7 protein-coding genes, 3 tRNA genes and 3 rRNA genes are annotated in these 14,821 nt (G+C 62.3%); 8 read left to right on the top strand and 5 right to left on the bottom strand.

Annotated elements, in window-relative coordinates; translation table 11 throughout:
* Positions 1–146 precede the first annotated feature (146 nt).
* Complete coding sequence (locus tag G3M62_RS18015) at positions 147–2,015, top strand: ATP-binding protein (RefSeq protein WP_165189507.1); 1,869 nt, start codon at positions 147–149, stop codon at positions 2,013–2,015.
* A gap of 256 nt (positions 2,016–2,271) precedes the next feature.
* Here G3M62_RS18015 and G3M62_RS18010 read toward each other — a convergent pair whose 3' ends face one another.
* The 4 genes from G3M62_RS18010 to hfaA all read right to left on the bottom strand — a co-directional run bounded on the left by G3M62_RS18010 (position 2,272) and on the right by hfaA (position 6,342).
* Positions 2,272–2,922, bottom strand: a complete 651-nt coding sequence (locus tag G3M62_RS18010; RefSeq protein WP_165189504.1) for a glutathione S-transferase family protein — start codon at positions 2,920–2,922, stop codon at positions 2,272–2,274.
* Positions 2,923–3,718: 796 nt separating this feature from the next.
* Positions 3,719–4,885, bottom strand: coding sequence for a holdfast anchor protein HfaD (hfaD, locus tag G3M62_RS18005; protein WP_343037663.1), 1,167 nt, complete (start codon positions 4,883–4,885; stop codon positions 3,719–3,721).
* A complete protein-coding gene (gene hfaB / locus G3M62_RS18000; RefSeq protein ID WP_165189501.1) occupies positions 4,860–5,876 on the bottom strand; it encodes a holdfast anchoring protein HfaB in 1,017 nt (338 codons plus the stop codon). The genes hfaD and hfaB overlap by 26 nt, the downstream gene beginning before the upstream one ends.
* On the bottom strand, positions 5,866–6,342 hold the full coding sequence (gene hfaA / locus G3M62_RS17995; RefSeq protein WP_165189498.1) for a holdfast anchoring protein HfaA: 477 nt from the start codon (positions 6,340–6,342) through the stop codon (positions 5,866–5,868). Before hfaA ends, hfaB begins: the two co-directional genes overlap by 11 nt.
* A gap of 235 nt (positions 6,343–6,577) precedes the next feature.
* Here hfaA and G3M62_RS17990 point away from each other — a divergent pair, with 235 nt between their 5' ends.
* On the top strand, positions 6,578–7,009 hold the full coding sequence (locus G3M62_RS17990) for a CBS domain-containing protein (RefSeq protein ID WP_165189495.1): 432 nt from the start codon (positions 6,578–6,580) through the stop codon (positions 7,007–7,009).
* Positions 7,010–7,058: 49 nt separating this feature from the next.
* On the opposite strand, the gene G3M62_RS17985 is transcribed toward G3M62_RS17990, so the two are convergent.
* Positions 7,059–7,499, bottom strand: a complete 441-nt coding sequence (locus tag G3M62_RS17985) for an RrF2 family transcriptional regulator (RefSeq protein ID WP_165189492.1) — start codon at positions 7,497–7,499, stop codon at positions 7,059–7,061.
* Between the two features lie 927 nt (positions 7,500–8,426).
* On the opposite strand from G3M62_RS17985, the gene G3M62_RS17975 reads away from it, so the two are divergent.
* The 6 genes from G3M62_RS17975 (at position 8,427) to G3M62_RS17950 (ending at position 13,751) form a co-directional block, all read left to right on the top strand.
* Positions 8,427–9,912, top strand: a 16S ribosomal RNA gene (locus tag G3M62_RS17975).
* Positions 9,913–10,086: 174 nt separating this feature from the next.
* Positions 10,087–10,163: transfer RNA gene (locus tag G3M62_RS17970), tRNA-Ile, on the top strand.
* A 67-nt stretch (positions 10,164–10,230) separates the two neighbouring features.
* Positions 10,231–10,306 (top strand) — tRNA-Ala (locus G3M62_RS17965).
* Positions 10,307–10,555: 249 nt separating this feature from the next.
* Positions 10,556–13,344 (top strand): 23S ribosomal RNA (locus G3M62_RS17960).
* Between the two features lie 134 nt (positions 13,345–13,478).
* Positions 13,479–13,593 (top strand): 5S ribosomal RNA (gene rrf, locus G3M62_RS17955).
* Together the 16S, 23S and 5S rRNA genes with 3 tRNA genes alongside form the textbook arrangement of a ribosomal RNA operon.
* Positions 13,594–13,674: 81 nt before the next feature.
* Positions 13,675–13,751, top strand: a tRNA-Met gene (locus G3M62_RS17950).
* Positions 13,752–14,821 lie beyond the last annotated feature (1,070 nt).

Below are 14,821 nucleotides of genomic sequence, written 5' to 3'. Positions count from 1 at the left end.
CGGGCACCTTGGCCGCAGCGCGTGGCGCAAGCAAGGCGTCGATTGGGCGGTCCGGCCACGCTTCGGTGTCGGCCATGCGACATTAGGTCCGTGCGAATGCACGCCAAACCGGACTATTTTAGAGGGCCGATAGCAAAGCCCCGATTATGTCCCGCCCCAACCCGCTCACGCCCGCGCTCGCCGGCCTGCCGTTCGACGCGGCGGGACTGGACCGCCTGCGCCGACCGGTCTGGGTGTTCGACGACGTCCGCAAGCGCAAGGTCTACGCCAACCCGGCCGCCGTGGCCCTGTGGGGCGCCGACAGCCTGGACGCCTTGCTGGCCCGCGACTTCTCCGATCAGTCGCCGGCCGTGCAGGCGCGCATGGAGGCCTTGGCCCACAAGGTCGCCGGCGGTGACGCCGTGACCGAGCGCTGGACCTTCTATCCGCTGGGCCACCCGATCTCGGTGCAGACGACCATCTCGGCGCTCACCTTGAGCGACGGCGGCGAGGCCCTGCTGTTCGAGGCCGTGCCCGACGATCGATCGCCCGACGAGCAGCGCGCCGCCGAGGCCCTGCGGCATACGCCGGTGCTGGTGGGGTTGTTCGACGCCGAAGGCCGCCGACTGTTCGCCAATCCCAGCCGCCTGACTGCGTTTCCGGACCAGACCGCCTTCGGCCACGGCTTCGTCGACCCCAGCGAGGCGTCCGGCATCTGGAAGGCGGCCTTGGAGCAGGGCTTCTGGGTCGGTTCCTGCCAGGTGACGATCGACGGCCAGACGCTGTGGCACGGCCTGGACGCCCGCCGGACGCTGGATCCCGTCACCGGCGACGTCAGCGTGCTGGTCAACCAGGTCGACATGACCGACGAGATCGAGGCGCGCCGCGAACTGGCCGTCGCCCACGCCCGGGCCGAGGCGGCCGTCCGGTCGCAGGAAGAGTTCCTGGCCAATATGAGCCACGAGCTGCGCACGCCCCTGACCAGCGTGATCGGCTTCGCCGGCCTGCTGCGCGACGCGGCCCTCAGCCCCGAGCAGCGCCGCTATCTGGGGCGGATCGAGGACGCCAGCCAGGCCCTGATGTCGACGCTGAACGACGTACTGGACCTGTCCAAGCTGGACGCCGGCGGGGTCGAGCTGGATCGCCGGCCGTTCGCGTTGGAGGCCGTGCTGGATCAGGCCCTGGGCATCATCGAGGCCCAGGCCGGACCCAAGGGCCTGACGCTGGCCAAGCAGGTCGAGCCGGACATGCCGCGCGTGGTGGTCGGCGATCCCGAGCGCCTGCGCCAGATCCTGCTGAACCTGCTGGGCAATGCGGTGAAGTTCACGATCGAGGGTTCGGTGACCCTGGCGGCCGCCTGTCTTGAGGATGGGCGGATCGAGTTGTCGGTCACCGACACTGGTGTCGGCCTGGCCGAGGACATGATCGACCACGTCTTCGAACGTTTCACCCAGGCCGACGCCTCGGTCACCCGTCAGTTCGGCGGTACTGGCCTGGGCCTGTCGATCAGCCGTCGCCTGGCCGAGGCCATGGGCGGCGAGGTGGGCGCCTCCAGCCAACTGGGTCAGGGCTCGCGGTTCTGGTGCGTTCTGCCGTTGCCGATCGCCGACGAGGCCGAGATCGCGCCCCAGCCGGCGGCCGTTCTCGAAGCGCCGGCCGCGGGCGTCCGCGTCCTGCTGGCCGACGACAACGAGGCCAATCGCGAGCTGGTCGGGGCGATCCTGCGGTCGGTCGGCCACCAGGTCGATCTGGCCGTCAACGGCGTCGAGGCGGTCACCGCCGCCGCGCGCGGCGAGCACGACCTGGTGCTGATGGACGTGCAGATGCCGCTGCAGGACGGGGTCAGCGCCACCCGCGCCATCCGCCGCCTGCACGGCCCGGCTGCCGGCGTGCCGATCATCGCGCTCAGCGCCAACGTCCTGGCCCACCAGATCGAGACCTACCGCGCCTGCGGCATGAACGACCACATCGCCAAGCCGATCGCGCCGGTCGAACTGCTGAGCAAGGTGGCGTGGTGGGGCGCGGCGGGGGTTTGATGTTGAACCCTCGCTCCTTGAACCCTCTCTCTTAGAGAGAGGGAGGGACCCGCCGCGAAGCGGTGGGAGGGTGAGAGGTTACACTCTCTCAGAATGAAGCTCTGACGAAGACGGCGCCGGCCGCCGCATCGATGGTGAAAGCCCGGACTTAGCCCAACCGCTCTGGACTTGCCTGTTGGCGGTGAAACCTCTCACCCTCCCACCGCCTGCGGCGGCGGGCCCCTCCCTCTCTCAAAGAGAGAGGGTTTCAACGCCGTCACCCGCCCGATGCCGCCTTGAACACCGCCAACTGCGCCTCGAAAGCCCGCTGATAGGCGGGGCGGGCCTCGGCGCGGACGATATAGGCGGCCAGGCTCGGATAGGCGTCGAGCAGCCCCGAACTGCCCAACCGGCGTAGCACCGTCACCATCATCAGGTCGCCGGCGCTGAAGGCGCCGTCCAGCCAGTCGGCGTCGCCGAGCCGGGCGGCAAGCTCGTCCAGCCGGGCTCGGACCCGCGCGTCGAGCATGGGCATGCGCGCCTCGTACCAGGGCTCGTCGCGTTCGAAGATCGCGGCCATGCTCCGCTCGACGATCGGCGGCTCCACCGTGCTGAGCGCGGCGAACATCCAGCAGATGGCGCGCGCCCGGGCGCTGGCGTCGTCCGGCAGCAGACCCTCGTGGCGCTCGGCGATGTGCAGCACGATGGCGCCGGACTCGAACAGCGTGAGGTCATCGTCCCGGTAGGCCGGGATCTGGCCAAAGGGCTGCAGCGCGCGGTAGGCGGGTTCCTTCATCTCGGGAAACGTCACCAGGCGCACATCGTAAGGCTGGCCGACTTCCTCGAAGGCCCAGCGCACGCGCATGTCGCGGGCCAGGCCGCGGCCACGATCGGGCGACTGCTTGAAGGCGGTGATGGTCGGGCTCATGGGGCGGCTCCCGTGGACGGCATGACGCGGGTCAGCGTGGCATGGATGATGGTTTCCCGCATGGGGTCTCGGCGGGGTTCGTATCTCCAGGACGAACGACGGGTGGGGCATCCGACAGGGGTTTAGTCTTTTCTGGAGTGGTCGGGCCTTTTGCACCCTCTCCCACGGGAGAGGGTTCAAGAGCATCTATCCTCGGCGGATAGCGGCCGGAATTCAGCGATTTCAACGCCCTGAACTTTGTCGACCTGATCTTGTCCTCACTTTCCAAATCGCCCGTATTCTGGTCTCACTTGAAGGCACGGGGAGGGCGCACGTACGGCGACCGATGCAGCTTTCAGGGGTGGTCGAGCGGGAAGCGCTCGCCGGTGGTCTTGAGTGACGACTTCGCGGCGGTCCTGGGCAGGTTCCTTGAAACACAGGACGAAGCCCAGGCGGCGAGGGATCGGCGAACGCAACAGGTGCGGGCTGAAATCGCCCGCACGGTCCGGAGAGATAGCCAACTCTCCGCCCGTCGGGGGCCTCCATCGGAGCGGGTTAAAAATCCGCGATCCGAAGGCTTCCGGATAACGGTTCCACGCGAAGCGCCTGAACTTCGTCGAAACGGTATTCAAAACTGCAAATCATCCGGGCGAGGCCCGGGCGCTTCGCACCCTTCCCACCAGCTCAGCGGGTTTCCGCGTGAGATCACACCCACTTGCCTCCACCAGACCGCGCTCGACGCCTCTTCCCCCTCTGGGGGAAGACGACCGCGAAGCGGTCCGTAGGGGGCAAGCGGTCGGTGCAGGGCGCTTTAGCCCTAGTTCGTCACCGAGAACGTCGCGGTGTTGCCGGTGGCGGTCGAGACGCCGACCACCGAGCGGCCGGCGCCGCCCACGGTCACCGTCGAGCGGGCGCTGACGTCGGAATAGTTGGACTGGGTGTTGTTGACGCTCATCGAGCCGCTGCACTGGTTGCAGACATAGCCGCTGACCGCGTTGCCGACCGCCGTGGCGCTGGCGCCGGCGTCGTAGCCGCTGTTGCCCTCGAAGCTGGCGATGACCTCGACCCCGCCGCCGGTGTTGAGCTGGACGTTGTCCAGCACCAGGCCTGGGCCGTTGGTGTTGATGGCCAGCACCGAGTTGCCGACCCCGTAGGCCGTGGCCTGGGCGCCGCCGAAGTCGTAGGAGGTCTCGACGGCCTGGGCCCGCACATAGGCGGCGTTGGCCTGGTTGGTCGTCACGTCCAGCAGCGTGCCGTCGTTGGCGGCGTTCAGGTTGTTGCCCGAAGCCGTGGCCGCCGTGGTGGTCATGTAGCTGTTGCCGTAGTTGGCGAACTGGGTGGCCGTGACATTGGCCGCGGGATTGTACTGGTCGGTGACGACCCGCGCCGCCGACTGGTTGACGCCGGTCAGGTCGATGTTGTTGCCGGCCGCCGTGCCCGCCACGATCGCGGTTCCCGACAGGTACTTGACCACGGCCCCGCCGTCGGCGGCGACGTCGGCGTCGTTATACTGGCTGATGCGCGCGCCGGCCGAGCCGTTGACCAGGGTCAGGGCGTGGCTGTTGCCCGCGGCCAGGGTGGTCTCGGTGATGTCGCCGGTGTCGGCGTCCTCGGCCTCGACCTGGCTCTTGGCGCTGGCCGCGCCCTGGTTGGTCTGGACGATCACGCCGCTGATCGTAGCGCCGGTGACCGTCACCGCGCCGGCGTTGCCAATCGCCGAGGTGGCGATGGTGGTCGTGCCCGCCGAGCCGGTGAGGTCCAGCTCGCCGTGGGCGTCGGCCGCGCCGGTGTTGGTCTGGTTGGAGATCAGGTCGATGTCGGCGTTGCTCGCCGAGCCCGAATAGGTGTTCGGCGCGGCGGTCGCCAGCAGGCTGACATCCTCGACCACGTTCAGCTGCGCCGTCTGGTCGGCGAACATGCCGTTGGCGTTGGTCTGGTTGTTGTTGACCGTGGTCTGGCTAGTAGCGACCCCGCTTGCCAGCATCACGCACATTGGGATCGCTGCGATCGTTCCAGCGAGACGGGTCTTCGCGGGTCTGCGCATTGTTGGTTCCCAGGTTGTTGTAGGCGGGGACGAAGGCCCCGGTCGCGCCCACGGTGTTGCCGGCATAGGGGTCGAACTGCAGGCAGCTTTGCGGACCCGGCATGCCGTAGAGATTGGCGCTCATCTCGATGGTGGCCCGCTCGATCAGCGAGCGCACGGCCAGCTGCATCGGCTCCAGCGCGCCGCGGCCCGCCGAGATGTCGAAGATGTTGCCGTTGAGGAAATCGAAGACGCCGGCGCTGATCTCGCGGCCGACCACCTGCTTCTGGTAGGAGATCACGTCGACCACCTCCAGCGTGCGGGTGTTGATCAGGCGCAGGTCCAGCGCAATGTTCATCACGAACACCCGGCGGCGGAAATTGCCTTTCAGGCCGTCGGTGTCCTTGTCGCCGACATAGGCGTCGGCGCCGACCGAGCGGATGTTGAAGTTCAGCTCGGTGATGCCGCCGGCCACGTAGAAGTCCGAGCCCGGCACCTGGCCCGCGAGGATCTTGCGATACTCGGCCGGCACGTCGGCGCCCGGCTTGGGGTTGTCGGAGATCAGCTTGTTGTTGGCGTATTTCAGCTCGTACTCCGACACCGAGGTGTCGAAGCGCTCGACCATCGGCATGCCGGCCTTGGCGAAGGCGGTCATGGCCAGCAGCGAGGCGCCTTGGGTGACCTTGCGGCCCGAGCCGTCGGACTCTTCCTTGCCGGTGTAGTCGGCGATGCGGCCGATGGCGACGCGCGGGGCGACCACGTGGTTGGCGCGGGCGTATTGGGCCAGACAGACGAGGCCGGCCGTGTAGGGCGTGGGATTGGCGGTGACCGGCGCGCCGCCGATGGCCGTGGCGTAGTTGCCGTCGGTCATGGGCTTGGGCACGCCGCCGCAGGCGCTCAGCGCCGCGCAGGCCCCGGCCATCAGCAGGAGGTGGAGGCGCTTACTGGCCATTGCCCGATTTCCCGACGTTCGTTCCGGCCGTGATGGAGCCATTGTTGATCTGAGAGGAATTGACGATCACCGTGTTGTTGTTGCCCTGGGTGATGACCGTCAGATTGTTGCCGATCGCCGTGGAGCTGCCATAGCCGCCCAGGCTGCCGACCCCCGAATAGCTGTCCAGCGAGCCCGACGAGTGGCTGGACGAATAGACGCTCTGGTCAGCGCCGGTCAGCATCACGCCGTCGACGATGACGCGGTTGCCGTTGGCGTCGCGGGTCGAATACTCGACCACGTGGTTCTCCGAACCGGCGGTGCGACCGTAGCCGGCGTTGAACGCGGCGGAGTTGGTGTCCAGGGTCTGGGCCCGGGCCGGGCTCGCCAGCACCAGACCGGTGGCGGCCACGGCCAGGGCCAGAACAGCCGCGCTGATCGCCAGCAGGCGGCCTGCGCCCGGCAATTTCTTCACACTCGCAGCCATTGGGGACCTCGTGACGCCGACATTTCCGATGTTAAGCAACCCCCGTGCCAATATCGGACAGCGTTCGGTTTAATCCCGAAGGTCTCGCGATTTGGTTAAGGTAAACCGGGGCGGGGGGCGACTTCGGCGGGCGCGACAATATGCGTCCGGCGGGCGGTCCGGCGACGCAGCCCATTGATATGGAGACCGCTTTGCGAGACCCTGCGTTAAAATAAGTGTCAGGGAGGATTAAGCTTTGCTGGTTTCTCAGATCCTGAAGGACAAGGGCGACCTGGTCTTTACCGCCTCGCCCAACGAGACGGTCGGCGCGGCCGCGGCCCTGCTGCACACCCGGCGCGTCGGCGCGATGGTCGTGCTCGAGGAGGACGAGACCATCGCCGGCATCCTGTCCGAACGCGACATCGTGCGGGTTATCGCCAAGGAAGGGGCCGGCGCCCTGTCCAAGCCGATCTCGACCTGCATGACCCGAGACGTGGTCTTCGCCCAGCCTGAAGAGACGGTCGACGCCCTGCTCGAGCGGATGACCGATCGCCGGATCCGCCACCTGCCGGTCTGCAAGGGCAATCGACTGGCCGGCATTATCTCGATCGGCGACCTGGTGAAGTACAAGATCCGTGAGGCCCAGGCCGAGGCCGAGGGGCTGAAGGCCTATATCGCGGCCGGCTGAGGCGGGGTCGCGAACACGCTCTATATAGGGGCCCTATATAGAGCGTCGCTCAGCGGACCTCTTCGCTCAGCAGTTCGGCTCCGGAACCCTTGACCGCGTCGGCCAGGCTGTAGCCTTCCAGAACCGCCGCCGTCGCGTCGCGGGCGCGCAGCAGGGCCTCGCGCAGCGCGCAGCTGGCCAGGTCGCGACAATCCTCGCAGCGGCGGAAAGCCGTACGGCTGACGCAAGGGGTCAGGGCCAGCGGGCCGTCGACCAGGCGGATGATCTCGGCGAAGCTGATTCCCGTCGGTTCGCGGCCCAGCAGGTAGCCGCCGAACTTGCCGCGCCGGCTGGTGACCAGGCCCTGGCGCGACAGTGTAAGAAGTATCGCCTCGAGAAACTTGCGCGGCGCATCGGCCCGAACGGCCAGTTCGCCGGCGGTGACCTGCCCGTCTTCGCGGGCCAGCTCGATCATGGCGCGCAAGGCGTAGCGCGCTTTCTGGGACAACATGGACGCGGGGCCTCCTCTTGCGGAGGTCTATGGAGGCAGGGGAGGGGATGGCGCAAGCGTCGTCGGCCTGAACCCGTGAAACTCGGCCTCAAAGGATTCACAGATCCGCGCACAGGGAAAGCGATGCGTGCGGTTGATCGCGTCGCTTTTGCGGTTGCGACTCCCCGGGGCGGTGGCTAAACACCGCCCTCGCTTCGGGGCCAACGCCCGCCGGACGAATTCGAGACCTTCGGGCCTTGCATTTGGACAGGTGGATCGCTAGGTTCCGCAGCCTCAATCGACTCGGTGACGAATTTGCGAAGATCCTGTCTTCAAGGGCTTCGTCGCCGCGCTTTTGTCCTTCGAAGCGGCCTCGGCCAGCTCATCGACAAGGGTGAAAAGGCCGATTGACAGGGGGTGTTGGTTTCAATAGAAGCCGCGTTCCCGAGAGTAACGGGAGGGGGTTCGCAAGAGCTTCTGAGGTTACTCTTCAGGTCTTCTAAGAGTTTCTTTGAAATTCTTGCTTGACTTGATTGGCGGCTTTCACTAGAAGGTCGCTTCGGTCTACTGGGTTTGCCTTCGGGTAGGTTTGGTGGGTTGGTTCGGACGGTTTTGAAAAAAACGGTTTGACACGGAATTCGAGGTTGGATAGATAGCCGCCTCCGCCGACATCGGGCGCTAAACGATGGGCTCCTTGGAAGAGGGGTTCGGGTCTTTGACATTGTTGATTTGGAAAGAGAAACGCAGGCGGCGGCGCTCTGGCGATGACCTCACGGGTCATCTCGATGCGCTGACAATTGCGGTCTCTTGAAGACACCATGAATATCATGGACCAAAGCTTCGGCTTTGATCCATCGATGTGATTGGGAACTCGTCAAGAAACTATGCAAACCAGAACCGGATCGTGGGTTTTCCCCCATGATCTGAAGTCTGTGTTAGCGGTCAACTCAACCTGAGAGTTTGATCCTGGCTCAGAGCGAACGCTGGCGGCAGGCCTAACACATGCAAGTCGAACGGATCCTTCGGGATTAGTGGCGGACGGGTGAGTAACACGTGGGAACGTGCCCTTTGGTTCGGAACAACTCAGGGAAACTTGAGCTAATACCGGATGTGCCCTTCGGGGGAAAGATTTATCGCCATTGGAGCGGCCCGCGTAGGATTAGCTAGTTGGTGGGGTAAAGGCCCACCAAGGCTACGATCCTTAGCTGGTCTGAGAGGATGATCAGCCACATTGGGACTGAGACACGGCCCAAACTCCTACGGGAGGCAGCAGTGGGGAATCTTGCGCAATGGGCGAAAGCCTGACGCAGCCATGCCGCGTGAATGATGAAGGTCTTAGGATTGTAAAATTCTTTCACCGGGGACGATAATGACGGTACCCGGAGAAGAAGCCCCGGCTAACTTCGTGCCAGCAGCCGCGGTAATACGAAGGGGGCTAGCGTTGCTCGGAATTACTGGGCGTAAAGGGAGCGTAGGCGGATAGTTTAGTCAGAGGTGAAAGCCCAGGGCTCAACCTTGGAATTGCCTTTGATACTGGCTATCTTGAGTACGGAAGAGGTATGTGGAACTCCGAGTGTAGAGGTGAAATTCGTAGATATTCGGAAGAACACCAGTGGCGAAGGCGACATACTGGTCCGTTACTGACGCTGAGGCTCGAAAGCGTGGGGAGCAAACAGGATTAGATACCCTGGTAGTCCACGCTGTAAACGATGAGTGCTAGTTGTCGGCAGGCATGCCTGTCGGTGACGCAGCTAACGCATTAAGCACTCCGCCTGGGGAGTACGGTCGCAAGATTAAAACTCAAAGGAATTGACGGGGGCCCGCACAAGCGGTGGAGCATGTGGTTTAATTCGAAGCAACGCGCAGAACCTTACCACCTTTTGACATGCCCGGACCGCCTCAGAGATGAGGCTTTCCCTTCGGGGACTGGGACACAGGTGCTGCATGGCTGTCGTCAGCTCGTGTCGTGAGATGTTGGGTTAAGTCCCGCAACGAGCGCAACCCTCGCTATTAGTTGCCATCAGGTTTGGCTGGGCACTCTAATAGGACCGCCGGTGGTAAGCCGGAGGAAGGTGGGGATGACGTCAAGTCCTCATGGCCCTTACAAGGTGGGCTACACACGTGCTACAATGGCGACTACAGAGGGCTGCAATCCCGCGAGGGGGAGCCAATCCCTAAAAGTCGTCTCAGTTCGGATTGCACTCTGCAACTCGAGTGCATGAAGTTGGAATCGCTAGTAATCGCGGATCAGCATGCCGCGGTGAATACGTTCCCGGGCCTTGTACACACCGCCCGTCACACCATGGGAGTTGGCTTTACCCGAAGGCGCTGCGCTAACTCGCAAGAGAGGCAGGCGACCACGGTAGGGTCAGCGACTGGGGTGAAGTCGTAACAAGGTAGCCGTAGGGGAACCTGCGGCTGGATCACCTCCTTTCTAAGGATGTTCCTCCAGCTTCGGCTATTGGAACTCCAATTATATACAGTGAGCGGATCGCCGCCGTCTTCGTTTCTCTTTCCACTCCTTGATCGCCGTTAGGTGGTTGAGGCGATCGCGAGCCCAGGAACGGGTCTCAATCTTCGGATTGAGGATCTGGTCTATGCGGCCTATGGGCCCGTAGCTCAGTTGGTTAGAGCGCACGCTTGATAAGCGTGAGGTCATAAGTTCAAGTCTTATCGGGCCTACCAACCTTCCAGCATAACGGACGCAACCGACCCCAGCTCTCCTGGGCTACCGCAACTTACCGCGAGGTGAGGGGCCATAGCTCAGTTGGTAGAGCGCCTGCTTTGCAAGCAGGATGTCGTCGGTTCGAATCCGTCTGGCTCCACCATCTCTTCATTCGGAAGACGTGGTAACGCGATCGAGGATTGATCAAGTTTGCAGCTGCGACTGTACTCTCACTGAGAGTTGCGCGGTCTGCGATAATGACATCGTGAAGGTAGGGTTCACCCGCCGCCTGTATCTCCCCTTGGGGATGCAGCTGGTTTTAGGGCGGACTTTGAAGAAGACATCAAATGTCTGACTGTAAAGCGCATGCCGCAGCTCCCTAGAGCTGTAGCGCATGGGTTTTGCTGAGAACGATCAAGCGCATAAGGGCTTCTGACGGATGCCTTGGCATTGAGAGGCGATGAAGGACGTGGCACGCTGCGATAAGAGCCGGGGAGGCGCGAGCACCCTTTGATCCGGCTATCTCCGAATGGGGAAACCCACCTTAATGACCACTCCACTTGCTTTCGGCTTCGGCCGGGAGCGTGGTGGGTTGGTTGTGACAGGTATAATGGGCTGAATACATAGGCTCCATTAAGCAAACCCGGGGAACTGAAACATCTCAGTACCCGGAGGAAAGGACATCAACCGAGACTCCCGTAGTAGTGGCGAGCGAACCGGGACCAGGCCAGTGCTGTCGTGACATAAAGCTGAACGACTTGGAAAGGTCGGCCATAGTGGGTGATAGCCCCGTAAGCGTCAAATAGCGACAGACTCGAGTAGGGCGGGACACGTGAAATCCTGTCTGAACATGGGGGGACCACCCTCCAAGCCTAAGTACTCCTCAATGACCGATAGCGAACAAGTACCGTGAGGGAAAGGTGAAAAGCACCCCGACAAGGGGAGTGAAACAGATCCTGAAATCGGAAGCCTACAAGCAGTCGGAGCCACCGCGCGTGGTGACGGCGTACCTTTTGTATAATGGGTCAGCGACTTCATGTGCCGTGCAAGCTTAAGCCGTTAGGTGTAGGCGTAGCGAAAGCGAGTCTGAATAGGGCGAATAAGTACGTCGCATGACGACCCGAAACCAGGTGATCTATCCATGAGCAGGTTGAAGGTAAGGTAACACTTACTGGAGGACCGAACCGGTGAATGTTGAAAAATTCTCGGATGACTTGTGGATAGGGGTGAAAGGCCAATCAAACCTGGACATAGCTGGTTCTCCGCGAAAACTATTTAGGTAGTGCCTCAGACGGACTCCTTGGGGGGTAGAGCACTGAATGGATGCGGGGGGAGCGATCTCTACCAATTCTAATCAAACTCCGAATACCCAAGAGAGATATCTGGGAGACACACGGCGGGTGCTAACGTCCGTCGTGAAAAGGGAAACAACCCTAACCATCATCTAAGGCCCCCAAGTTCTGGCTAAGTGGGAAACGATGTGGGTTTGCTTTGACAACCAGGATGTTGGCTTAGAAGCAGCCATCATTTAAAGAAAGCGTAACAGCTCACTGGTCAAGCGAACCTGCGCGGAAAATGTAACGGGGCTCAAGCCAGACGCCGAAGGTATGGGTTTGCTCTTTGAGCAAGCGGTAGCGGAGCGTTCCGTAAGCCGGTGAAGGTGAGGCGCGAGCCTTGCTGGAGGTATCGGAAGTGAGAATGCTGACATGAGTAGCGATAAAGAGTGTGAGAGACACTCTCGCCGAAAGCCCAAGGGTTCCTGCGTAAAGCTAATCTGCGCAGGGTTAGTCGGCCCCTAAGGCGAGGCCGAAAGGCGTAGTCGATGGGAATCAGGTGAATATTCCTGAACCAGTTGGAAGTGACGGATCTGGTAAATTGTCTAGGCTTATTGGATTGCTCTGGGCAGTGAACAGGTCCCTGGAAATAACTCCAACGGAGACCGTACCCGAAACCGACACAGGTGGGCAGGTAGAGTATACCAAGGCGCTTGAGAGAACTATGCTGAAGGAACTCGGCAAATTGCACGCGTAACTTCGGGATAAGCGTGACTCTGCTTTGGGCAACCAGAGTAGAGTGGCACAGGCCAGGGGGTAGCGACTGTTTATCAAAAACACAGGGCTCTGCGAAGCCGCAAGGCGACGTATAGGGTCTGACGCCTGCCCGGTGCCGGAAGGTTAAAAGGAGTGGTGCAAGCTGCGAATTGAAGCCCCGGTAAACGGCGGCCGTAACTATAACGGTCCTAAGGTAGCGAAATTCCTTGTCGGGTAAGTTCCGACCTGCACGAATGGCGTAACGACTTCCCCACTGTCTCCAGCATAGGCTCAGCGAAATTGAATTCCCCGTGAAGATGCGGGGTTCCCGCGGTCAGACGGAAAGACCCTATGAACCTTTACTGCAGCTTCGCCTTGGCGTTAGCAACAACATGTGTAGGATAGGTGGGAGGCTATGAAACTCGGGCGCCAGTTCGAGTGGAGCCATCCTTGAAATACCACCCTTATTGTTGTTGACGTCTAACCGCGGCCCGTTATCCGGGTCCGGGACATGGCGTGGCGGGCAGTTTGACTGGGGCGGTCGCCTCCCAAAGTGTAACGGAGGCGCGCGATGGTGGGCTCAGACCGGTCGGAAATCGGTCGTCGAGTGCAATGGCATAAGCCCGCCTGACTGCGAGACTGACAAGTCGAGCAGAGACGAAAGTCGGCCATAGTGATCCGGTGGTCCTGCGTGGAAGGGCCATCGCTCAACGAATAAAAGGTACTCTAGGGATAACAGGCTGATTTTGCCCAAGAGTCCATATCGACGGCAAAGTTTGGCACCTCGATGTCGGCTCATCACATCCTGGGGCTGGAGCAGGTCCCAAGGGTTCGGCTGTTCGCCGATTAAAGTGGTACGTGAGCTGGGTTCAGAACGTCGTGAGACAGTTTGGTCCCTATCTGCCGTGGGTGTACGAGACTTGAGAGGATCTGTCCCTAGTACGAGAGGACCGGGATGGACACACCTCTGGTGGACCTGTCATGGCGCCAGCTGTGCAGCAGGGTAGCTAAGTGTGGAATAGATAACCGCTGAAAGCATCTAAGCGGGAAACTAACCTCAAAACAAGGTCTCGCTGAGAGCCGTGGTAGACCACCACGTTGATAGGCCAGGTGTGGAAGCGCTGTGAGGCGTGTAGCTTACTGGTACTAATAGCTCGATAGGCTTGATCGTTCTTCAGTCAAACCCATGACTGAGCTTTACATGCTAGACCGCTAACGCGGTGTTGGCTTCAGACATGCGATGTCTTCTTCACAACATGCTTCGGTGAGCCTAAACACCTCACCGAACAGCATCCTTTTTGCTGACCTGGTGGCTATGCCGGGGGTTCCCCACCCGATCCCATTCCGAACTCGGTCGTTAAGTCCCCCAGGGCCAATGGTACTTCGTCTCAAGGCGCGGGAGAGTAGGTCGCCGCCAGGTCCGCTAAAAGGATGCCCCGTTAGAGCCAAGCGCTCAAAGTCCAGAACCCTCCCAACACGATACACAAACTACCCACTTCGCCGCGGGGTGGAGCAGCCCGGTAGCTCGTCAGGCTCATAACCTGAAGGTCACAGGTTCAAATCCTGTCCCCGCACCCAAGATCAAGAATGGCCTCCTTCGGGAGGCCATTTTCGTTTTGGGCTTTCCCTTCGCGACGACCAGGTCGTCCTCGGCCTAGGCCGGGATCCCCTCGGGCAATTGTCGCTCATCCGGCGCCGGCCAGGCCGCGTCAGCGCCGTCAACGCCCGCTTGAGGCCTCTCGTGGCGCGGATTCGTCGCGCGGTTGGTCTAGCCGAGAGCGAATCGACATCGAAGACGAAGAAGCGGCGACTTTCCACACGCTTGAGCGAGGCTAAGCGGCCGGGTGTCGGTCCGCCTTCGCCGCCACCTCCGCTTCCTCGCCGGCGCCCTCTCCCTGTGAGCGAGGTGATCGCCGACTCAGGGCGACGACGTCCCGTCGCTGCTGACCGAGCGCCGGCGTTTCGCGCGTATTTTCGGTTCACCACACCGGTCGAAATGAGCGCGACGCCGACGAAAATTCCCTCGTCCGATGCTCTTTGGGCCCGTCCGCGGCGTGTCCGCTCCCCGCGAGCGACCGAATCGTCCCTTGGCGGCATCGGCGAACTCGAGTTTCGGTGCTCGAGCGCATCTCGAGCGCATCTTTCGTTTTCAGAGAGACCCTCCTTCGCCGAACGGGCGGTCCGGATGGGCTTGAATGTCCGAATCGTCCGTCGATCCATCGAGGCGATCGCCTCGCTCCAGATGTGTGGATGGCTTTTCAGCGAACGAGAGACCTGGCCGTGAGACGCGCCTGGCGTGCGAGTCGCACGCTGCACTCTATCGGGCGAGGATCGAATCTCTCCGGGGGTCGCCAGCTAAGAGGCGCTGTCTAAGCAGCCCGCGGACTATCCCGCGAAGAAGTCCCCCCGATTGAAGATCTCGCGCCTGTCGTGCGCAAACGATTCTCCATCACCGCCCTGGTCCGAGCGCCGTTTCCCGGCGTGGCGTCGTGGGCGGGGGAGGGGGGCTCTGGTCGGGGAGCTTCCGACTCATCTCGCGTTGCGACCAGAACACGTCAACTCGCCAGCGAAAGCGTCCGAAGGGCGCGACGCCGGCCGCCAAAGCCCAAGCCGCCAAAGCCCAAGCCGCCAAAGCCCAAGCCGCCAAA

Source organism: Caulobacter soli (assembly GCF_011045195.1).
Taxonomy (GTDB): Bacteria; Pseudomonadota; Alphaproteobacteria; order Caulobacterales; family Caulobacteraceae; genus Caulobacter; species Caulobacter soli.
Note: the sequence above shows the minus strand (reverse complement) of the source record. Positions and strands in the feature narration are given on the sequence as shown.